Annotated in this window: 21 protein-coding genes; 15 read left to right on the top strand and 6 right to left on the bottom strand. The window is 41.8% G+C overall.

Translation table 11 applies throughout. The annotated features are described in order from the left end of the window. The first annotated feature begins 21 nt into the window (after positions 1-21). Entirely contained in the window at positions 22-2,010 is a 1,989-nt protein-coding gene (gene uvrB, locus GWK08_RS18745) for an excinuclease ABC subunit UvrB (protein WP_163608771.1), read from the top strand. A 61-nt stretch (positions 2,011-2,071) separates the two neighbouring features. Here uvrB and GWK08_RS18740 read toward each other — a convergent pair whose 3' ends face one another. The 5 genes from GWK08_RS18740 to GWK08_RS18720 form a co-directional block, all read right to left on the bottom strand. Beyond that, on the bottom strand, positions 2,072-2,506 hold the full coding sequence (locus GWK08_RS18740; RefSeq protein ID WP_163608770.1) for an Hsp20/alpha crystallin family protein: 435 nt from the start codon (positions 2,504-2,506) through the stop codon (positions 2,072-2,074). A gap of 182 nt (positions 2,507-2,688) precedes the next feature. Further along, complete coding sequence (locus GWK08_RS18735) at positions 2,689-3,090, bottom strand: tellurite resistance TerB family protein (protein WP_163608769.1); 402 nt, start codon at positions 3,088-3,090, stop codon at positions 2,689-2,691. A 108-nt stretch (positions 3,091-3,198) separates the two neighbouring features. Further along, on the bottom strand, positions 3,199-3,549 hold the full coding sequence (locus tag GWK08_RS18730) for a hypothetical protein (protein WP_163608768.1): 351 nt from the start codon (positions 3,547-3,549) through the stop codon (positions 3,199-3,201). Between the two features lie 226 nt (positions 3,550-3,775). Further along, positions 3,776-4,969: an ADP-forming succinate--CoA ligase subunit beta gene (gene sucC, locus GWK08_RS18725; RefSeq protein ID WP_163608767.1), complete on the bottom strand. Its 1,194-nt coding sequence runs from the start codon at positions 4,967-4,969 to the stop codon at positions 3,776-3,778. Between the two features lie 135 nt (positions 4,970-5,104). Further along, positions 5,105-5,749 carry an LON peptidase substrate-binding domain-containing protein gene (locus GWK08_RS18720; protein ID WP_163608766.1) on the bottom strand — a complete coding sequence of 215 codons (645 nt, stop codon included), beginning with the start codon at positions 5,747-5,749 and terminating at the stop codon, positions 5,105-5,107. 174 nt (positions 5,750-5,923) lie between these two features. Here GWK08_RS18720 and lysA point away from each other — a divergent pair, with 174 nt between their 5' ends. The 12 genes from lysA (at position 5,924) to GWK08_RS18660 (ending at position 21,131) form a co-directional block, all read left to right on the top strand. Further along, the gene (lysA, locus tag GWK08_RS18715; protein ID WP_163608765.1) at positions 5,924-7,153 is read left to right on the top strand and encodes a diaminopimelate decarboxylase; all 1,230 of its coding nucleotides are present in this window, start codon (positions 5,924-5,926) and stop codon (positions 7,151-7,153) included. Positions 7,154-7,225: 72 nt separating this feature from the next. Continuing rightward, entirely contained in the window at positions 7,226-7,756 is a 531-nt protein-coding gene (locus GWK08_RS18710) for a thioredoxin family protein (RefSeq protein ID WP_394352007.1), read from the top strand. Positions 7,757-7,812: 56 nt separating this feature from the next. Beyond that, positions 7,813-8,616 carry a M23 family metallopeptidase gene (locus GWK08_RS18705; RefSeq protein ID WP_163608764.1) on the top strand — a complete coding sequence of 268 codons (804 nt, stop codon included), beginning with the start codon at positions 7,813-7,815 and terminating at the stop codon, positions 8,614-8,616. Between the two features lie 2 nt (positions 8,617-8,618). Continuing rightward, complete coding sequence (locus GWK08_RS18700; RefSeq protein ID WP_163608763.1) at positions 8,619-9,425, top strand: M23 family metallopeptidase; 807 nt, start codon at positions 8,619-8,621, stop codon at positions 9,423-9,425. Beyond that, complete coding sequence (locus tag GWK08_RS18695; RefSeq protein ID WP_163608762.1) at positions 9,376-10,554, top strand: serine hydrolase; 1,179 nt, start codon at positions 9,376-9,378, stop codon at positions 10,552-10,554. The genes GWK08_RS18700 and GWK08_RS18695 overlap by 50 nt, the downstream gene beginning before the upstream one ends. Before the next feature lie 33 nt (positions 10,555-10,587). Further along, positions 10,588-11,103 (top strand): SRPBCC family protein, encoded by a 516-nt coding sequence (locus GWK08_RS18690; protein ID WP_163608761.1) that lies wholly within the window; start codon positions 10,588-10,590, stop codon positions 11,101-11,103. A gap of 242 nt (positions 11,104-11,345) precedes the next feature. Then, positions 11,346-14,039: a S9 family peptidase gene (locus GWK08_RS18685; RefSeq protein ID WP_163608760.1), complete on the top strand. Its 2,694-nt coding sequence runs from the start codon at positions 11,346-11,348 to the stop codon at positions 14,037-14,039. A gap of 42 nt (positions 14,040-14,081) precedes the next feature. Then, positions 14,082-16,112: a S9 family peptidase gene (locus GWK08_RS18680; protein WP_163608759.1), complete on the top strand. Its 2,031-nt coding sequence runs from the start codon at positions 14,082-14,084 to the stop codon at positions 16,110-16,112. A 5-nt stretch (positions 16,113-16,117) separates the two neighbouring features. After that, positions 16,118-16,855: a DUF6090 family protein gene (locus GWK08_RS18675; protein ID WP_163608277.1), complete on the top strand. Its 738-nt coding sequence runs from the start codon at positions 16,118-16,120 to the stop codon at positions 16,853-16,855. Between the two features lie 552 nt (positions 16,856-17,407). Further along, on the top strand, positions 17,408-18,166 hold the full coding sequence (locus GWK08_RS18670; RefSeq protein WP_163608758.1) for a hypothetical protein: 759 nt from the start codon (positions 17,408-17,410) through the stop codon (positions 18,164-18,166). Positions 18,167-18,331: 165 nt separating this feature from the next. Next, positions 18,332-19,753: an amidohydrolase family protein gene (locus tag GWK08_RS18665; protein ID WP_163608757.1), complete on the top strand. Its 1,422-nt coding sequence runs from the start codon at positions 18,332-18,334 to the stop codon at positions 19,751-19,753. Between the two features lie 664 nt (positions 19,754-20,417). Beyond that, positions 20,418-21,131 carry a DUF6090 family protein gene (locus GWK08_RS18660; protein WP_163608756.1) on the top strand — a complete coding sequence of 238 codons (714 nt, stop codon included), beginning with the start codon at positions 20,418-20,420 and terminating at the stop codon, positions 21,129-21,131. On the opposite strand, the gene GWK08_RS18655 is transcribed toward GWK08_RS18660, so the two are convergent. Then, positions 21,109-21,492, bottom strand: a complete 384-nt coding sequence (locus GWK08_RS18655; RefSeq protein ID WP_163608755.1) for a glyoxalase superfamily protein — start codon at positions 21,490-21,492, stop codon at positions 21,109-21,111. The two genes, GWK08_RS18660 and GWK08_RS18655, sit on opposite strands and share 23 nt — an antisense overlap. Before the next feature lie 74 nt (positions 21,493-21,566). Here GWK08_RS18655 and GWK08_RS18650 point away from each other — a divergent pair, with 74 nt between their 5' ends. Continuing rightward, positions 21,567-22,004, top strand: coding sequence for a VOC family protein (locus tag GWK08_RS18650; protein WP_163608754.1), 438 nt, complete (start codon positions 21,567-21,569; stop codon positions 22,002-22,004). Between the two features lie 5 nt (positions 22,005-22,009). Further along, entirely contained in the window at positions 22,010-22,597 is a 588-nt protein-coding gene (gene nudK, locus GWK08_RS18645; RefSeq protein ID WP_163608753.1) for a GDP-mannose pyrophosphatase NudK, read from the top strand.

The following is a 22,597-nucleotide window of genomic DNA, read 5'->3' as shown; positions in this document are numbered from 1 at the left end:
TCACATCTAAATCTTAGGCGGATGAAATTCAAAATAGAATCCGATTTTAAACCTACGGGAGATCAGCCTCAGGCAATCTCGGAGTTGGTTTCGGGTATTAATAAAGAGGATGGAAATCAGACACTTCTGGGAGTAACAGGTTCGGGAAAAACCTTTACCATTGCCAATGTTGTTCAGGAGGTGCAGCGTCCGACCCTGGTGCTCGCTCATAACAAAACCCTGGCGGCACAACTCTATTCTGAATTCAAACAGTTTTTTCCGAATAACGCGGTAGAATATTTTGTTTCCTACTATGATTACTATCAGCCGGAAGCCTATATTCCGGTAACCGGGACCTATATTGAAAAAGACCTCTCTATTAATGACGAAATAGAAAAGCTCCGTCTGAGCGCTACTTCTTCCCTGCTTTCAGGGCGTAGAGATGTGTTGGTCGTTGCTTCGGTTTCCTGTTTATACGGTATCGGTAACCCGGTTGAATTTAAAAAGAATGTGATTTCCATAGAAAGAGACCAGGTGATCTCGAGAACCAAGTTCCTGCATCGCCTTGTTCAAAGTCTCTATTCAAGGACCACCGCCGATTTTAATCACGGGAACTTCAGGGTGAAAGGAGATGTAGTTGATGTTTATCCAGGTTATGCGGATGAAGCATTCCGGATACATTTCTTCGGAGATGAAATAGAAGAGATCGAATCTTTTGATCCGCTGAATAACAAGGTGATCGAAAAGTACAGCAAACTCAATATCTATCCTGCAAATATATTCGTTACCTCTCCTGAGATCCTTCAAAATGCCATTCATCAGATACAGGAAGACATGGTAAAACAGGTGGATTATTTCCGGGAGATCGGAAAGCCACTGGAGGCTAAAAGACTGGAGGAACGTACTACTTTTGACCTGGAAATGATCCGTGAGCTCGGTTATTGTTCCGGTATTGAAAATTACTCGCGCTACCTGGACGGAAGGGAAGCCGGGACGCGTCCTTTCTGCCTTCTGGATTATTTCCCGGACGATTATGTAATGGTCATAGATGAAAGTCACGTAACGATCCCTCAGGTACATGCCATGTACGGAGGAGATCGAAGCAGGAAGGAAAACCTGGTAGAATACGGTTTCAGGTTACCGGCGGCCATGGATAACCGTCCGTTGAAATTCGAGGAATTCGAAGCGCTTCAAAACGAGGTGATCTATGTAAGTGCCACCCCGGCAGATTATGAACTTCAAAAAAGTGGCGGGGTATATGTAGAGCAGGTGATCAGGCCTACAGGTCTGCTGGATCCGGTAATTGAAATTCGCCCCAGCCAGAACCAGATAGACGATCTGATAGAGGAGATCCAGATAAGGGTTGAGAAAGATGAAAGGGTATTGGTGACTACCCTCACCAAGAGAATGGCCGAAGAACTAACCAAATACCTGACCAGGATCTCGGTACGTTGCCGCTATATTCACAGTGATGTGGATACCCTGGAGCGGGTGGAGATCATGCAGGGTCTGAGAAAAGGCCTGTTTGATGTTCTTATCGGGGTCAATCTCTTAAGGGAAGGTTTAGATCTACCGGAGGTTTCTCTGGTGGCCATCCTGGATGCGGATAAGGAAGGTTTCCTTCGAAGTACCCGTTCCCTGACCCAGACGGTGGGGCGTGCGGCACGTAACCTGAACGGAAAGGCTATTATGTATGCGGATAAGATTACAGACAGTATGCAGCGTACTATAGACGAGACGAACTACAGAAGGGAAAAGCAAATAAACTACAATACGGAACACAATATAACTCCCAAAGCTTTGAACAAAAGCCTGGAAAGTGCCCTGGTCAACGGTCCGATCTCTATTTCGGAAGAAGAGAACAGAGCCCTGCAGGCTGCAGAGTCGGATACTGAATATATGACCAAACCTCAGCTTGAAAAGAGAATAAGGGAAAAGAGAAAAGCGATGGAAAAAGCTGCCAAGGAACTCGATTTTATGCAGGCAGCCCAGTTAAGGGACGAGATTGCAGTTCTTCAGCAAAAGTTATAAAAAAAAGAGCGGACCCGATACGGATCCGCCCTTTCCAAACTAACTAACTAAACTCAACTTATTATGAAATCTCAATCATTCTTTTGGGTTTTGGTAAAGCTTCCTCTTTTTTTGGAAGCGTAACCTCTAAAACACCTTCTTTATATTGTGCATTTATCTTGTCTTCATCTATAGTTTCGGGCAGTGTAAAAGTTCTCTTGAAAGATGAGAAACTGAACTCTCTGCGCGTGTATTTTCCCTCTGCATTCTTTTCTTCCTTTTCGCTTTTATTCTCAGAAGAGATCGTCAGGACATTTTCGTTTACTTCAATATTGAAACTCTCTTTCTTCCTTCCGGGAGCTACTAATTCAAGAACAAATGCGTTATCAGACTCCAGGATATTTACCGCCGGTGTATGAGGTTTAACATTCTCAGTACCTCCCAGCCAGTCGGGATTTAATAACTCATCAAACAATGCAGGAAACCAGATATCTTTTTTACTTTTAACTAAACTCATTTTATTATTCTTTAAGGTTAAACTTTCTCGATTCACAACCTGATATTGACAAAAGTTGTTCCATCAAAAAAATAAAGACATTATGTCATAAAAACGATTGTTTGAAATGACAAAATGTCCTAATTAAAGGAATTTAAGTTGAGTTTTTGACAAAAATGCCGGATGGATAATCGGAGTTCCGATCAATTATAATGTGCTTTGAAGATCCCGACGAGTACTTCCGGAGGCACTACCCTGTTGGGGTATTCGTACATTACCTTTAATACCTGGTCGATAGCCATGGGGTTCAGTCCCATTTTCAAACCGATATTATGGATGGTCTCCATTTCATTTATATGGTTCTCTCCATCGACATTCATCAGGAGCACCAATCGGTGAAATTGAAGTATTCTTTGTGATTCCAGTTTAAGGGGTACACGTTCTGCTTTGGTATCGAACAACTTATCGAGGGTTGCTTTATCAACTCCCAACTGGTTGGCTACTGCTAGGATGAGTTCGTATTCGGCTTCTCTTATTTCATTATCTGCCTTGGCTAGTGCAATCAGGTCTGACAACAAACTGAGCTTTTCTTTTTCTGTATTCAAATTGCCTTTTTTGGTGCAATGAATGTAGAAATAATTGAGCAGTTATACAAAATAAAAAACTCCCGCTACACGGGAGTTTTTAAGATACAGTAAGTTTTATTCCTACATTCATGAAAAATCAGCCTCCAATTTTACTGTAACTTTATATTCCTTGCTTTTCTCATCTAGTTGTACTCCTAACTTAATATAGTTGAGTCTGGCTTTGATAAAGCGTTCAACCTGGTTGTTAGTGGAATCAACTGTTAACACTACAATCTCATTCTTGTCATTAAGCATGAATCTTACTTCTGCTACTTCATCCTTTTCTATAGGGAAGTGTGGGTCTTCTAATAATTTACCGATCTGCTTAGAGATCATTTTCGCTGGTTCTGTAGAATCTGTTGGTTCTGTCGCGTAGACAGAAACACTACTGGCAAAGCTAAAGGCCAGGGCCAGTAGTAAAATACCGATTTTTTTCATAATAGTTCGTTTTTTATTGATTTATACTTAAAAGACTTGGAAATCAGGCAAAATGTTACATCTGTCGCCCAAGTTTAACCATTGTTTAACTTTTTTAACAGAACGGTAACAGGGAATTCCAGTGGAAGAATAACTTCCTGTATTTAAATCTTTTAGTAACAAAAACGAACAAAAAAAGCTCCCGGAATTTCCGGGAGCCTGCTTCTATATATAAGTTGTGTAAAGTCTAACTTAAAACGGCCTGAACTTTATCGGCTGCTTCCTGGAATTCGATAGCCGACTGAACTTCCAATCCGCTGTTATCGATGATCTCCTTGGCCAGTTCGGCATTAGTTCCCTGAAGACGAACAATAATAGGCACCTGAATTGCATCTCCCATATTCTTATAGGCATCTACGATACCCTGAGCAACACGGTCACAACGAACGATCCCTCCGAAAATATTAACCAGGATCGCTTTTACGTTAGGATCTTTTAAGATGATCCTGAAAGCGGTTTCCACACGTTTTGCATCTGCCGTACCTCCAACATCCAGAAAGTTAGCAGGATCTCCACCTGCCTGCTTGATAAGGTCCATGGTTGCCATTGCCAGTCCGGCTCCGTTTACCATACATCCTACATTTCCGTCAAGGTCTACATAGTTAAGACCCACCGCCTTGGCTTCCACCTCTATCGGGTTCTCTTCTCTGAGGTCTCTCATCTCCGCATAGTCCTTATGTCTGTACAATGCGTTATCATCTAAGGTAACCTTGGCATCTACCGCCATGATCTTATCGTCTGATGTTTTCAGAACCGGGTTGATCTCAAATAAGGAAGCATCACTATTAATATAAGCAGAATATAATGCTGTTACGAACTTCACCATTTCTTTAAAAGCTCCTCCGCTTAATCCCAGGTTAAAAGCTACTCGCCTTGCCTGGAACGGCATCAATCCGATAGAAGGGTCAACCTCTTCAGTAAAGATCAGGTGAGGAGTTTTTTCTGCAACCTCTTCTATATCCATTCCACCCTCGGTAGAATACATGATCATATTTCTTCCTTTCCCTCTGTTAAGAAGTACCGACATATAAAACTCGGAAGTCTCACTGTCTCCAGGATAATACACATCTTCGGCAACAAGTACCTGATGTACCTTCTTACCTTCTTTAGACGTCTGAGGAGTGATCAGATTCATCCCGATGATGTTTTCTGCAATTTCCTCCACTTCCTGAAGATTCTTAGCCAATTTAACTCCTCCGCCTTTTCCTCTTCCTCCGGCGTGGATCTGAGCTTTAATTACATGCCATCCGGTTCCGGTTTCGGCAGTTAACTGCTTTGCGGCAGTTACAGCTTCCTGTGCATTGTGTGCTACAATACCTCTCTGGATGCGTACACCAAAACTTGCCAGTATTTCTTTTCCTTGATATTCGTGTAAATTCATAACAGATTGTTCAATATTTAAGCGTCACAAAAGTAACAAACGTTGGTATATTAAACCAATTAATTTTTAACTATCGGAAGCTTTAGTCGAAGGAAGGGATAACTCCTATCTGAGAATAACTTAAAGTTACTGGATTTACTCGTTATTTATATCGGTAAAGTCCATTGGATCAAACCTTCGGAAATGCCCGTTAAGGCCTATTATTTTCTTGGTTCGGTTGACTTCTGTGATGATAGGGATGACCGTTCGGAGGTGGTCTTTGATAAAATTCAGGCGCTCACTCTCATAGATCAATTGGAGTAATTCATATTCCTGTGCGAGGGAAAAACCCAGCTTATGAGCCAGGGTAAAACTCGTAAACTGATCGTATTCAATTTCGGGAGGGCTTAGATCCAGTAACTCATAAAACTCCCGGATCAGCTTCAGCACCTTATCTTTAAGAGAATCTACACTGTCATTGATATGATCTACAAAGACCACATTCCCACCGGAGTACAATTTATCGGGCATAGGATTATAGAAATCTTCTATCTTAAAAATATTTCCTCCTTCACACAGAATATCGGAGGTGCCGTTCTCATACCTTTTAACGATCTTCAGCAGCCTTATCTCAGTTCCGTATGACATCTTCCCTTCCAGTACGGTTGGGATACCAAAACTGTGCCCGTTGCTCTCACAATCACTTATCAATTGCTTGTACCGTTCTTCGAAAATATGCAGGCGAATTCTCTCCCTGGGGAATACAACAACCTGAAGCGGAAACAAGGGAAGAGTACGCATTTGCTCGTTTTTGTTTTAAATTTACAAAATATTGATCTATTAAACAGGGCCTGAAAAACACATATTAGTTATATTTATAACAATTTGTTGAATTTTTATATTTCTCCTATATTTTTATTTCAGGCAATCCCATTTTCGATTACATTTGTCCTAATTACTTTATGAATAACGGATATGAATAACAAAGATCTACTGAACGTCGCAAGGGAGTTTGGGAGTCCGGTTTATGTGTATGATTCCGAAAAAATTATTTCGCAATACGAACGCTTGACATCGGCTTTCAAAAAAGTTCCCAATCTGAAATTGAATTATGCGGTAAAGGCGCTTTCCAATCTCAGCATACTTAAGCTGATGAATTCTTTGGACAGCGGTCTCGACACTGTATCTATACAAGAGGTAAAGCTCGGGCTTTTGGCCGGGTTTAAACCCGAAGATATCATCTTTACCCCCAACGGAGTTTCTCTTCAGGAAATTGAAGAAGTAGCTGCCCTGGGAGTACAGATCAATATAGACAACCTGTCTATTCTTGAACAATTCGGTACAAAGCATCCCGATATTCCGGTTTGCATCCGTATCAACCCTCACGTTATGGCCGGAGGAAATTCCAATATTTCGGTAGGTCATATCGATTCTAAATTCGGGATCAGTGTGCACCAGATGCCTCATCTGATCAGAATTGTGGAGAATACCAATATGAGGATCAACGGAATTCACATGCATACCGGAAGTGATATCCTGGATATAGAAGTTTTCCTTTATGCATCTGAGATCCTTTTCGATACGGCAAAGCAGTTCAGGGATCTCGAATTTTTAGATTTCGGAAGTGGCTTTAAAGTTCCCTATAAAGAAGGAGATATTCAGACCAATGTAGAAGAGCTCGGTAAAAAACTGTCCAAGAGATTTAACGATTTCTGCAAAGAATACGGAAGAGAGCTTACATTGGCTTTTGAACCTGGTAAATTCCTGGTAAGTGAAGCAGGTAATTTTCTGGTAAGTGTTAATGTGGTAAAACAAACAACTTCTACCGTATTTGCCGGAGTGGATTCCGGTTTCAACCACCTGATCCGTCCAATGCTTTACGGATCCAATCACCAGATCGTAAATGTTTCCAATCCGAAGGGAAGGGAACGCTTTTATTCTGTAGTGGGTTATATCTGTGAGACCGATACTTTCGGCAGTAACAGAAGGATCAGTGAAATATCTGAAGGAGATATCCTTTGCTTTAAGAATGCGGGTGCATATTGCTTTACCATGTCTAGCAATTACAACTCCAGGTATCGTCCGGCAGAGGTGCTTTGGCACGAGGGACAGGCGCATCTGATCCGCAAGAGGGAAACCTTTGATGATCTGATCAAAAACCAGGTGGAAGCAGAGATAAATTTTCCGGTAAAAGAGCTGGTATAAGTTAAAAAAAAAGGGGCAGATGTTAGTTTTTTACTATCTTTACTACTAAGTTAACCTATTTATCTAGTTGTCATGATGTTAAAAATTGCACGCCCTGCCCTACTGCTTTTAGCTTTTATAGCTACAACATCTTTCAATTCACCCTATGAAGCGATTCAATGGATGAGTTGGGAAGAAGCCGTTGAAAAAGCCGCAAAAGACAAGAATCCAAAAAAGATCTTTGTAGACATTTATACCGACTGGTGCGGTTGGTGTAAACGTATGGATAAAGATACCTTTAACCATCCTGAAGTTTCCAAATATATGAATGAGCATTTTTATATGGTCAAACTGGATGGAGAAGGAAAAGAAGATATTAATTTCAAGGGAAAAACCTATAAGTTCATTCCTTCGGGAAGAAAGGGTTATCACGAGTTGGCTGCTGCTCTAATGCAGGGGCGCCTCAGTTATCCCACTACGGTTTTCCTCAATGAAAAATTTGAAATGCTTTCCCCTGTTCCGGGATATCAGAAACCTGATGCTTTTCTAAAAATTGCCAGGTATTTCGGAGATGATATCTACCTCAATAAGAAATGGGTAGATTACGACAGAGAAAGTAGATAAGGTCTAAAACCTGAAACTTTTTATAACTTTATTCATCTTTTGATAAAAAAACAGAGATGAATAAAGTTATTTTTATTTTATTCCTGAGTTGTTTCCTTACCAATGCACAGGACGTAAACTTCAAAAAAAGAATTGTAGGCGATTCCATTTATCTGGATATTGTAAATAATATCTACGCGCCCATAGAATTTAAAATTACTCCCAAAGACAGTTTTGCAGCTTCTATAAAAGTAAAGAGAGAATTCCTCCTTAAAAGCAGGGATACTATTAAGGCCGTTCTCAGGATCCCAATAGGGATCGAATCTGATACTTCAAAAATAAATTTCAATAAATACATCAGCTTTGACGGAGTTATTGGAAATTCCCGGGAAATCGATCCTGATCTGGATTATATATATGCGCTTCCGTATAAAATAGGCAAGAAGTACAAGATCATTCAGACCTTCGGAGGAGGTTTTTCACATAGTTCGGAGCGGTCGCGTTACGCCATCGACTTCGGTTTACCTGTGGGAGATACTATTTACGCCGCCAGGGAAGGTATTATTGTTCGCATAAAAGATCAGTTTAATGAAAGAGGAGGCAGGGATTTTATAGACAAAGCCAATCTTATAACCGTGCTTCACGACGACGGAACTACAGCAGCCTATGTGCACCTGGTGAAGAACGGGGTCCTGGTAAAACCCGGCGACAGGGTTTCCAGGGGACAGGCAATAGGGATCTCCGGTTTTACGGGCTTTACGACCACCCCTCATCTTCATTTCGTGGTAAGAGCCGCAAATAATAAAGCGATCCCCGTATACTTCGAGGGATACGAAGGTAAGACCCTCAGGAAAGGAAAAAAATACAAAAGATACAGGTAAGGATGCGTAAACTTCTATTCTTTCTTTTATTCATTTCAACAGGTCTGAATGCTCAGGGAATATCTCATTTCAGGGAGGTACAGGAAGACACGGTTTATATCGGATTGCGCAACAACTACTACGCGCCTTACAATTTTAAGCTGGAACTTAAAAAGGAATACGAATATCTCGGTATCCGCTACAAGGATTACTTTGTAATTGCTGCAAATGACAGTATTTCGAATGTATTGGCTCTTCCAGTAAAAAAACTTAAGGAGATCGGGAAGCTGGATCTGAATAACATCTTTCATCTTAACAATACCATGGGAGATCCTGCAAATTCTGATCACGACGACAATTACCTCTACGCTCTTCCCTATAAAAAAGGAAAGACCTATAAAGTTACCCAGGGTTTTAACGGGAAGAAATCGCATAGGTCTGTCCGGTCTAAATATGCCATAGATTTTAACCTCCGGATCGGAGACACGGTCTGCGCTGCCCGGGAAGGCATTGTAGCGCTGGTACAGAAGGATTTTACGGAACACGGTGGCAGGGAATATATTAATAAAGCAAATAGAATTATTATCTTGCATAGTGATGGAACCACTGCTTCCTATGTTCACCTGGACTATCAGGGTACTCTTGTTAAGCCAGGCGAACACGTAAAAAAAGGGCAACCTATCGGGATTTCAGGGCTTACGGGCTTTACCGGAGGTCCGCATTTACATTTTGTTGTCCGGGAGGCCGGAGATATCTCGGTTCCGGTATATTTTGAAGCTTATGAGAATAAGATCCTTAAAAAGCGTAAAAGCTATACGCGTCCTCGTTAATTGTGCGGCAGCACTCAGTATTCTTTTGGTATTTTCCTGTTCTTCGGATGTAAGCGATCCTCTTGCCTATGCCCTTTCTTCGGATGAAGAAAAAATTAAGCGGGTTATGGACAGCCTGGAGCAATACGAAGTACAGATCATCCTTTCGGAGATCATTCAGGAAGGAGACGGAGTATCCTTTGTGGATTACGAATTTCAGCTGGATGACAATAATTACTTCTACCCGGCAAGTACAGTAAAATTCCCGGTGGCTATGCTGGCCATGGAAAAGATGTTTCAGGACAAAGAGTTCGATTCCAATACTCCATTTTTTGTAGAAGGGGATACGGTCAAATCGGATTTTATGAGGCAGATCACCAGAATATTTGCCGTTAGCGAAAATAAAGCTTTTAATAAGCTCTACGAATACATGGGCAGGGACTACGTCAATAAAAAAATGCAGGAAAAGGGCCTTGGTCCGTTCAGGCTGGCACACCGCTTATCAGTTCCGGATGCCGATGATTCTGTGACCCGCCCCCTTATATTCCAGTTAAACGATTCTACCCTGGTCTCTACGGAAGCCATTCAGGACAGTATGGTACTCCCCCTGACCATCGCCAGGTTGAAAAAAGGAAAAGGGTATTATGAGGATGGAAAGCTCGTAGAAGAACCCTTCGATTTTTCCTTAAAGAACTACGCTCCGCTAAGCACTCTGCACAATACATTGAAACGGGTTATTTTTCCTCAGGCTTTTGAAAAGCATGAGCGATTCAGTCTGGATAACGAAGATCGCAGAGCTCTGCTGAGAAGAATGGAAGTGCTTCCTAGGGAAACCGTAAATTATAGCAAGAGCGACGATTATTACGACAGCTATGTCAAATTCTTTATGTATGGCGATTCCAGAGAGCGCATCCCCGACTATATCAATATCTACAATAAAGTGGGGCAAGCTTACGGATATGTGACCGATTGTGCATATATAGAAGATCATCAGAACGACGTTAAATTTCTTTTAACAGCCACAATACATGTTAATAAAGATGGTATCTTTAATGATGACAAGTACGAGTATGAGGAAGTTGGCATTCCTTTTCTTGCAGAACTGGGGCGTCAGATCCATCGTGCTTTAGTCATTAAAAAGTTTCAGTAATTGTTCACCGATCACTAATTAAAACGACCAATCATGAAAACACTATCATTCGATTCGTTTACCAAAAAGATACATATTAAGGCATCTATGCAGAAGCTGTATTGGTGCTGGGGGACAGAAGAAGGGATCACTTCCTGGTTTTTAAGAGGAGCCGATTATACTTCAGCAAACGGAAACCGACGAGGTGCAGAAGAAAATATACAGGACGGAGATTCCTACAGCTGGAGATGGCATAACTGGGACGGAGAAGAAAAAGGAAAGGTCCTGGAGGCCAATGGTACCGACAGGGTGGTATTCTCCTTTGCCGGAGATTGCACGGTTACAGTCACCCTGGAAGACAAAAAAGAAGCTGTCCTCCTGACACTTACACAAGCCAATATCCCGACAGATGACGACAATAAGCTCAAGATCTTCTACGGATGCAGTAACGGCTGGACATTCTGGATGGCCAATTTAAAAGCCTATCTGGAACACGGGATCATGCTCAATGAAACCGAGTTCGATCTTAGCGGGATTGAACTGGCGGGTTATGAGTTTGTAAATATGTAATTACAGACCACATTTTATATCTCAAAACATAAAATACGGGTAATTTTCATTGTCCGTACCTAGCCGATTATTTCATATATTTACATAGAACAGGCACTAGCTGCTTATTTATCAACCAACTAAAAAGATCAATGTCGACTTTTCTTTTCGGGTTTCTTTTTAGGAATTCCTGTATTCGGCTATTCGCTTCCGGCGGACGGCCTGCTATTTTTATTACTTCTTTCAAACACCAAATCACTAATATGAAAAAACAATTATTCGTATTCTCGTTTATTATTTGTTTACTTCAGGTTCAGTTTTCCGTTGCACAAAACGACCCTTCCCGCTGGACCCCAGAAGATATTATCAATACCGAATCTATTGGTTCCGTATCAGTTTCCCCGGATGGAAATATGGTACTGTGGACCAAACGCAAGGGGGTAAAGAAAAAGGACCGTTTTGTATCCGATATCTACCTGACCAGGCTGAATATGAAAAAAGACGGGATGTATCGTACCGTTCAGTTAACCAACGGAGATGACAATGACTACAGCCCTATTTTTTCCAGGGACGGAGAGAGTATTTATTTCCTTTCCTCCAGGGCAAAGGGAAACAAGCTCTGGAAGATGAGTATTTACGGAGGCGAAGCAAGCCAGATAAAGGAATTTAAAAACGGGATCTCCGGCCTGCAATGGAAGGATAAAAACACCCTGTTATTCCGGTCCAATGATGGAAAGACCCTTTACGAATCCGAACTGGAAACCAAAAAAGACAATGTAATTGTCGTGGAAGATTCCCTTCACTGGAAACCTAACCATATCTACGCTTTTAATCTGAAGGATAAATCGGTTAAAAGACTTACTTCCAATAAAAAACCCCTGGGGGCGTATACCGTATCTCCAGACGGAAAATGGCTGGTATATTCGATGGGCAGAAGCAGAAGTTATGCTTCGGATGCACAAAAGGATCCCTATTACTTCCTGGTAAACCTGGAGCAGGGAACCACCCGCCAGATCATTACCGATCTTGAATTCCCTTCCTTCGGAATGCAATTCAGCAAAGACAGTAAGGGTTTTTATTTTATGTCTGACCACGCTTCCGATCCCAAGTGGAACGGAGCGGGAATAACCGAATTATATTATTATACCATAAGTAGTAATTCCCATCAGAAGGTAAATTTAAGATGGGATATGGGTATGGGAAGAGGCTATGATGTAGTCGGGAACGATGTGATCGTTTCCCTGGCCAACAGAGCTACTTTAAGACTGGCCTATTACAGAAAGAACGGCAACAGCTGGTCCAGGTCCAATATCAACCTGGGAGAAAAGAACGACCATACTTCCATCTACACGGTTTCCGATAATGGTGATAAAGTAGTCTATCAGTATTCTACTTCCTCCAAACTACCGAAGTTCTTTATCGCCGATCTTAACGGAAATAAATTCAGCAATGAACAGGAGCTGGTAAAACTCAATAAAGGTCTCGCCAAAAAATCTATCACAAGGAGCGAGGTAATGACCTGGAAGGGTTATAAAGGTGAAGAAGTTACCGGCCTACTCTATTATCCCGAGAACTATCAGGAAGGGAAACGTTACCCGTTGATGCTTTCTATTCACGGTGGGCCGGCCGGGGCCGATCTCGACCTCTGGAGCGAGCGCTGGAGCACCTACCCTAACCTTCTGGCTCAAAAAGGGATGTTCGTATTAAAACCCAATTATCACGGTTCCTCCAATCATGGATTGTCTTTTGTAGAAAGTATAAAGGGCAATTATTACGAACCGGAGATGGAAGATATTGTTAAAGGAATAGAAGTCCTCCATCAACAGGGAAAAATAGATAAATCTCAGATGGGGACGATGGGTTGGTCCAACGGAGCCATCATTACCACCATGCTTACGGTAAGATATCCGGAGATGTTCAAGGTAGCGGCACCCGGTGCAGGAGATGTAAACTGGACCTCCGATTTCGGTACCTGTCGCTTTGGGGTAAGTTTTGACCAATCTTATTTCGGGGGAGCCCCCTGGGATGATGTAGACGGTAAATTCTACAATGAAAAATACCTGATCAAATCGCCATTGTTCGAGATCGAAAAGATCAGGACACCCACTATCATTTTCCACGGAAGTGAAGACCGGGCAGTTCCACGGGATCAGGGCTGGGAATATTACAGAGGCCTGCAACAGGTGGGTAAAACACCAGTGCGTTTTCTTTGGTTCCCGGGACAGCCACACGGCCTTGGAAAGATTACACATCAGCTTCGTAAAATGAAGGAAGAGATCACCTGGATCGAGACTTATTTACTAAGCAAAAGCCCGGAAAAGAATGAAGCCTTTAAAAAAGACAGCCCCCTGGCCTCTCTTTTAAAAGTGCAGCAGGCCGGAGAAGTAGATGGTTTATTTGGCGAAATGAAAAACGGTATCCTGATCCCGGAAACAGTAAGTGTAAAGAAAGATTCTATTTCCTTAGGTCGTTTTGAAGTGACCAATGCCCAGTTCAAGGCATTCAAACCTGCTTTTAACTTTAAGGCGGGACAGGATAACTATCCGGCAGTAGTAAGCCATAACGATGCCAAAGCCTATGTAAACTGGTTAAGCCAGCAAACAGGTGACACTTACAGGTTACCTACCGCTAAGGAGGCGGAAAACCTTCATAAGAAAGCACATAAAGCAGCTTCGGGAGCAAATACTCTTAATTACTGGGCAGGCTACGCTATTACAAAAGATGAAGTTCCCATGCTGAAAGAAAAATTAAAAGAACTGAAGTCTACCCTGCTTAAAAAGGCAGGAAAGAACAAAAGCACCAAGGTCGGGGAAGCTGAGATCTACGATCTGGGTGGTAACGTAGCGGAATACTATGACAACGGAAGCTATGGTTACAGTGCCTATGACTTTCACGATAAGCACGACAGCAGCATGATAAACAGCAAATATGTCGGTATTCGTGTAGTTAAGGAATAATACTATCTAAAACATTCTGAAGTGAACCTTAAACAGAAGATCATGACAAAAAAGTTTAAAATATCAATCCTCTTCCTGATACTCGCTACCCTATCGTACGGTCAGGTGGAATCTGAGCTCCAACTAACCGATATCTTTAGTATGGAGTATGTTTCGGATCCTCAGATATCTCCGGACGGCAGCAAAATAATCTACGTTCGCAATTTCAAGGATATAATGACAGACCGGAACCTTTCCAATTTGTGGATCGTGAATTTTGACGGGACCAATAACCGGCCGTTGACTACCGGAAATCAGAATGATTTTTACGCGCGGTGGTCTCATGACGGGAAAAAGATCATCTTTAAGTCGAATCGCAAGGACAACAAAATGAAATTGTATATGATGTGGATGGATTCGAAAGAAACGGTTGCCCTAACCAATACTCCCCGGGCTCCCGGACAGGTTTCCTGGTCTAAAGACGATCGTTATCTGGCATTTACCATGTTTGTACCCAAGAAAAACAAATCCATTATTAAATTACCTCCGAAACCGGAAGGTGCCAAATGGAATTCTCCTCCGGTTTATATAGATAAAATGACCTATCGCTCGGATGGAGCCGGATATCTGAAAGGAGGCTATACGCAGATATTTACCTTATCTACAGACGGAGGAACACCCCGGCAGTTAACTTTTTCGGACAATGATCATGGGGCGCCGATCTGGGCAAACGACAACAATACACTTTATTTTTCGGCTAATCTTCACAAGGACAATGAATTTGAGCCTTTGAACAGTGAGATCTATCAACTGAATGTAAAAGACGGTTCTGTAAAGGAACTTACCGGCAGAAAGGGCCCCGACTCAGGTCCTGCACTCTCTCCCGATGGGAAAAGCATTGCTTATACCGGTTTTGACGACAGGTATCAGGGATATCAGCTGAACCAACTCTATATCATGAATACGGATGGTTCCAATTCCCGGTTGATCTCCGGTAATTTTGACCGGAATATCCAGAGTATAAAATGGGCAAAGGACGGAAAAGGTCTTTATTTTCAATATGACGACGAGGGAGATACCAAGATCGGGTATATCACATCGGGAGGAAAAGTAAGTACCCTGGTGGAAAACCTCGGTGGACTGTCCCTTGGAAGGCCTTATAATGCAGCTTCCTATTCGGTATCTTCCAACGACAAGATGGCGTATACCCTGGGTGGTACCGAACATCCGGCAGACCTGGGTACGTCCTATAAAAAAAGTAACAGACGGATTACCCGTTTAAACGACGATCTCTTCTCTTTCAGGAAATTGGGAAAGGTAGAGGAGATCTGGTGGGAGTCTTCCTATGACCAGCGAAAAATACAGGGATGGGTCGTTACCCCGCCCGATTTTGATCCCAATAAAAAGTACCCCATGATCCTGGAGATACACGGAGGTCCTTTTGCGAGCTATGGTTCGGTCTTTTCGGCCGAAGTTCAGTTATACGCTGCAGCCGGCTATGTGGTCTTTTATACCAACCCGAGAGGAAGCACCAGTTATGGGGAAGAATTCGGGAACCTTATTCATCACGACTATCCCAATCACGATTATGACGACCTGATGTCGGGTGTGGATGCGCTGATCGAAAAAGGCTATGTAGATGATAAGAACCTCTATGTTACCGGAGGAAGTGGCGGTGGAGTACTCACAGCATGGATCATCGGCAAAACAGACAGGTTTAAAGCCGCTGTTGTGGCCAAGCCCGTAATTAACTGGTACAGTTTTGTGCTGTATGCAGACAATCCCGGTTTTTTCTACAAATACTGGTTTGCCAATAAACCCTGGGAGAATCCGGAAAATTACCTGAAACGCTCCCCCCTCTCTTATGTGGGTAATGTTACCACCCCAACAATGCTCCTGACGGGTGAAGAAGATTACAGGACTCCTATCGCGGAGTCTGAGCAGTTTTACGCTGCCTTAAAATTACAGAAGGTAGAAAGCGCCATGGTACGTATTCCGGGAGCTTCACACGGAATTGCAAACAGGCCTAGCAATCTCATTGCCAAGATCGCCAGCGTACTGGCCTGGTTTGATAAATACAAAAATGAGGAATAAGATATATGATCCATTTCTTTAGAAAACTAAGGGGAAAGCTATTATCTGAAAATAAGCTTTCCCAATATTTCATCTATGCCATAGGTGAAATTGTTCTGGTTGTTCTCGGAATATTAATAGCCTTACAGATCAATAACTGGAATGAAGGCCGCAAGGCGCGTAGAGCAGAGACAAGGCTTATGGAAAACATTCTCAAAGATCTGAAGGAAGACCATGAGAACCTGAAAGGAGACATAGAATATTTAGAAGCGCAAAAGCAATTACAAAAGCAATTGTACCTGGAATCCCGTAAGCTGGCAGAACCTATAGAAGGCGGCAGGTACGACCTTATCCTTATCGTGGTAGACCTGTATTCGATAACTGCTGATAATCATAAGGGAGCACCCGATAATATTTCTGATGAAGATATCCGAAGTACCCTTAATAAATATTTCAGAGATCATACTGCAGCCGAAGTAACTATCGGAGAGTTGACCGAAACCATAAAAACGGAAGTCAGGCCCTTCTTTAAGACCCTGGGTGGGGTTAATCTTCAAACCGTTTTTGATGATAGTTATTACGAAAACAACGCTCTTAATATGGACAGGTTAAGAGAGGAATTTGGTTCCCCGGAATTTGATAGTATGCTGGCAAACCTGTATGTGATCTCCAGTTCTGTGATCAATAAACTTCAGGAATTACTAAAGCTGAATGAAGAATTAAGCGCCAGGATCAGTTCTACGGTAAATTTTCAGGAACCTTAAAAAGGTGGTAAATAAAAGGGTACTATAACTCTTTAAAATGCCTAAACACACAGTTAATCAACTAATTTTCATATATTTACAATAGTATTTCGTTTTTCACCTAACAAATAATCAACCTTATATCTCACCTGAAACGGAATATCGCAACTCTTATCAGAATATAATCACTGCCTGTGCTGCGGGTAATAATTGTATTTGCAGCTCAATTGTGAAAACTTTTTAATGAGCAAGACTGATTACTTTTTTAGCGGATAGTTTCATTATTCTGCAAATACTCAATTCCCTGTCTCTCCGTCTGATCCGGATTTTTTTAATCTGCCATTACTGTGGATCGGCTTGTACGCACGTCCGTGATGTGCAGTCAGGATTATGTAAACTCAAAATTCTACCCCCACCAGAGAACACGGAAGCATCGCCCGTGTCAATTAAATTCTAAATGAAAAAGAGAAATATTTAAAAACCAATTGTTGTGGTTAGAATCGAAAAAGAAAAACCTGTTTCGGCTCTATGCTGAAATTCAAAACGATTATTAACCATTTAAATATTTCTATTATGAAGAATCTATTGTTATTATTCTTGTTGGCCCCGCTATTAGTTCTCTCCCAGGATCAGGAAGAGTATGGTATTTTAGAAAATGGCTTGATTGCTGTTCATCCTGCAAAAATTAAACAGTTTGAAGAAGGGGTAGCAGCACACAACCGGAAATTTCACAATGAGACCGCCTACGGCGCCAGGGTATATGCTGTTTCCAGCGGACCCAATGTTGGTAAATATGTCTGGATCATGGGGCCTCAGCCGTGGAGCGCCATGGAGAACCGTCCTAAAAAAGAAGGTCATGACGAAGACTGGAATGCCAATGTATTGCCTTATGTACTGCCCGAAGGCGGTAATCTGACCTATTGGAGGTTTCATCCCGAATTATCCAATTTCCCTGCAGATTTCGACCTCAACGTCGTAAAAGTGATGGCTATTGATGTGAAAAACTTTGCAGAGCCCAAGATGATGGAGATCCTTAAAAAGGTACACAAGGTTGTCAGTACAACACAACCCGAAGCCATTTTCGGGACCTATACCAGTGAGCTGGCATCTCATGACGGACGGGATGTAGCCTGGGTGAGTTTTTATAAAAATATAGCAATGATGGGGCAACCTGATAAATTTGCGGAAAACTTCACCAAGGTTTTCGGAGAAGGAAGCTTTGAAAAATTCATGAAAGAAGCCGAAGCAGCTATTCAGGGTGTTACCGAAGAGATCTGGACCTACCGCCAAGACCTTAGTGGATTAAATGCTAAAATAGTAGTACAAAACTAAATGCCTGAAACATTAAAAAAATCGTGTACTCTAGCTTAAAACCCGGATGTTGTTCCGGGTTTTCTGTATCATACCGGTTTTATGAGAATCATTTAAGCCGGCAAAACACTCCATTTTTACCAAAATTCTTCAGATAAATGTATCTTTAGTAATTAAAAAGACTAAATGAAAAAATATACGCTACTCCTCTTTCTATGCGCATTGTTTGTTTTGCAAATCGATGCACAGCAATTCACTCCGCAAGTACAACGCTTTATAAATGTAAATTCCGACTTGGTTGCTATTACCAATGTTACGGTTATTGACGGAACCGGAGCCGCACCAAAAACAGGGCAAACCATTGTTCTGAATAAAGACCGGATCCAGGATATAGGGAACACTTCATCGGTTACCGTTCCTCAGGGAGCAAAGGTCATTGATGGAACAGGAAAAACGGTTATTCCCGGCCTGGTGATGCTGCACGAGCATTTATTCTATACCAAACCTTTTGAAAACTGGTTCAGTGTAGGGCAAATGACCTTTACTTTTCCAAGGCTATATCTTGCCGGAGGGGTAACGACTATGAGGACAGGTGGTAGTATTCAGCCTCAAACCGATCTCAATGTAAAAAAGTGGATCAATGAAGGAAAAATGACGGGATCTAAAATGGATGTTACGGGGCCCTTTATTGAGCGGGAAGGTCCGCGCGTTCCCGAACTTGGTTTTATCGGGAACGCCGAAGAAGTGTCCAAGATCGTTAATTACTGGGCCGATAAGGGGGTTACTTCCTTTAAAGTCTATAACAATATTACCAAAGAAGATCTGAGGATCGCCGTGAACGAAGCACATAAAAGAGGTTTAAAAGTTACCGGACACCTCTGTTCTTTAACCTATGAAGAAGCTTCGGAAATTGGTATTGATAACCTGGAACACGGTTTTATGGCTTCCAGTGATTTTATTAATGACAAACCCGAAAATATCTGCGATCCTTTTGCGGCCAGAACGGCTTTGGCCAACGAAGATCTTGACGGCGATAAAATAAACCGTCTTATAGACCTGCTGATCTCCAATAAAACTGCCGTTACCTCCACTCCCGTGGTTTTTGAACCTTATACGGGTCATGAGGTAGTTCCCGGAGGAGGATTGGATGCGCTGGCTCCGCAGGTCAGAGAACGGGTAGAACAAGGGTATAACAGAAGGCTTAACCGGGACGCGGCATCCATATCGCTTTTTAATAAAAACCTGCAATGGTTAAAGCGTTTCCATGAAAAGGGCGGACTCCTGGTTGCAGGTACCGATCCGACAGGTGCGGGACGAACAGTGGCCGGTTATGCCAATCAGCGTACGATAGAGATCTTTGTAGAGGCCGGTTTTTCGGTAACCGAAGCCATTAAAATCAGCACTTATAACGGAGCATTGTTCCTGGGCAGGCAAAAAGAAATAGGAACTGTGGAAAAAGGAAAAAAGGCAGACCTCATCCTGATCAATGGCGATTTGCAAGCCGATATAAAGAACATCCGAAAAATGGAAACCGTATTTAAGGACGGAGTTGGATTTGATTCAGCTAAAATGTTCGAATCTGTAAAAGGGCAAGTGGGGTTTAATTAGTAGTGAGTACTGAGTACTTAGTATTAAGATTATGGTTGGATATAGTTGTTTGTTGTTTGTTGATGGTTGTTGGCTTGAGTGTTGAGTGTTGAGTGTTGAGTGTTGAGTGTTGAGTGTTGAGTGTTGAGTGTTGAGTGTTGAAAGCTACTCATTTAAAATTCAACATTTCTAATTTTTGAGTTTTGGAATTTGGGATTTGGATATTTATCATTGATCTTTAGCATTGTCCCCTTGAGGGGACTTTAGGGGTGTTACTGCTTCGTCAAGGCTTGCGCCTCCGCTAAAGCTTTTGCGGCACGTGGGCGGAGTACGGAGATGTGGGTAGTGAGTACTGAGTATTAAGGGTATGGTTGTTGGTTGATGGCTTGAATGTTGAGTGTTGAGTGTTGAGTGTTGAGTGTTGAGTGTTGAGTGTTGAAAACTACCCATTTAAAATTCAATATTTTTAATTTTTGAGTGTCGGAGATGTGAGTATTGAGTACAGAGTATTAAGATCAAGGTTGGATTTAGTTGATGGTTGATAGTTGTTGGCTTAAATGTTGAGTACTAGGTACAAAGTATTAAGATTAAGCATAATTGCTAATTGATAATTGCTAATTGTTCATTGCTAATTGATAACTAAACCATGTTAAGAGTATTCAAAAACAGTCGCGTAAATATGTTCATGAAAAACCGAATTGCAAAGTACATTTTGTATGCACTTGGAGAAGTGGTACTGGTGGTTATCGGTATTCTTCTCGCCTTACAGATCAATAACTGGAATGAAGCAAGAAAGTCCAGAAAAGTATTAAAAAGTATCCTTCGTACCGTTTCCTATGATCTTGCAACCGATACCATTGTGGCCTCCGATGTTATTAAATATTATGAAGAAAGTATAAAGAACAGTAACCGGATCATTGAAGGTGAAATAACCAAAGACAATTACAAGGAGTGCCCGGCCTGTCCCAGTCTGGTAACTCTCTACCGGCCAATGTTTATCCAGAAAAAGGGATTTGAGTTATTAAAGACCTTTTCCAATGACCATACTTCGGAGAAAGACAGCCTGATCACAGATATTACACAATTCTATACGATCTATATTCAGATAATTGAAAAGAGTAATGAACGTATGGAAAAAGATGTCCTCAGCAACCTGGAGAGTTTTAAAAAGTATCCGTGGTTTGTTAACTGGACAAAGGGAACATTCAATGAGGATATGGTTACCTATTTTACGGAAAGCAACGATTATAAAACAAAGGTTGCCGCTCATAATGTATTGGCATCCAATAACCATTTGCGCTCCGTTCAGGGCTATAAATTAAATGCTGAAGAAATTTTAAAGCAGATAGAAGCGAGGATCGGAAAAGAAGAACAATCTACAGATCGTGATAAAAAGTGAGTCCGTTCTTGTACGGGTCGTAGAAAGCAAATTCCCGGGTACCCCAGGGAGTTTCCTTTAATGCCGTTCTTTCGTGAAAGACATCCTTGTCTTTATACTCATCAAAAAGGCCTTCGATATTCTGAACAACAAAGCGCAGCATGGGCCGGTCTACAGCCACCTCCCACTCTTTCGCGTCGTGCCACTGCAGATGGATCTCAATATTATCTCTCTTCACAGCGGCATAGGTAGGTTCTTTTTCATCATCAGCAAAAGCAACATTGAATCCTAGCTTTTCTACATAAAAACGAAGAGCGGTCACCACATCCTGAACGGGAAGTACAGGGTGGATCTCCTGAAAGTAACCTCTGGCCTTTTCCATCTTACCTAAATTTTAAAATATATTATGCTAAAGTTACTAATTATAGTATCTTGAAAGCACATATTATTTAAAAAATGAAACATATTCTTATTACCGCCATTATTTTTATTCAATGCCTTTGTTATGGGCAAAAACAGACTTTAAAATTCGATCATCTCGCCATTCTGACACAGGATCTGAAAGAAAGCGTTTCCTTCTACACGGATGTTCTTTTCCTGGAAGAAATTGAAGATGCCACTCAAATGGAACACATACGATGGTTTTCTATGGGAGGAAGTACCCAGTTACATATCATTGAAGACAAAGAGAATTCCATCAGTCATCATCAGGGGGTTCATTTTGCACTTTCGGTTAATGACCTGGATGCCTTCAGAAAACATCTGAGCAAAAAAAATATTCAATACAAAAATTGGTTTGGGAAACTAAATGCGACTAACCCAAGGCCCGATGGTGTAAGGCAGATATATCTGCAAGATCCCGACGGTTATTGGATTGAGATCAATGGTAAGTAAATATCATGCAGAACAAGCAGGTCAAAATAAAAAAGATAGATATCCTCTCCGATAACTGGTACACCTTAAAAAAGGTGAATTTTGATTATCAGCTACCCGACGGCAGCTGGCAAAACCAGAACCGGGAAGCCTATGACAGGGGTAACGGAGCGGTGATCCTTCTATACAATAAAGAACATAAAACCGTTATCCTTACCCGTCAGTTCAGAATGCCTACCTATATAAACGGCAATGAAGACGGTATGATGATCGAATTACCTGCCGGCCTGCTGGATAACGATCATCCGGCAGATGCTATCAAAAGGGAAACAGAAGAAGAAACAGGTTATCGGGTAAGCAGGATAGAAAAAGTATTCGAATCCTATATGTCTCCCGGATCGGTTACCGAGATCCTGCATTTTTTTATCGCCGAATACGAAGCAGAAATGAAAGTGGGACAAGGTGGAGGACATCCCGACGAGCATGAAGATATTGAAGTGATTGAAATGGATTTTACCGAAAGCCTGGAAATGATCAGAAAAGGAACTATCAAAGACGCCAAAACCATTATGCTGCTGCAATATGCGCAGATCAATAAATTAATGGAGCAATAA

Source organism: Leptobacterium flavescens, assembly GCF_010671605.1.
In the GTDB taxonomy this organism is placed as follows: Bacteria; Bacteroidota; Bacteroidia; order Flavobacteriales; family Flavobacteriaceae; genus Leptobacterium; species Leptobacterium flavescens.
The sequence above is the reverse complement of the archived record's forward strand: the minus strand, read 5'-3'. Positions and strand labels throughout refer to the sequence as shown.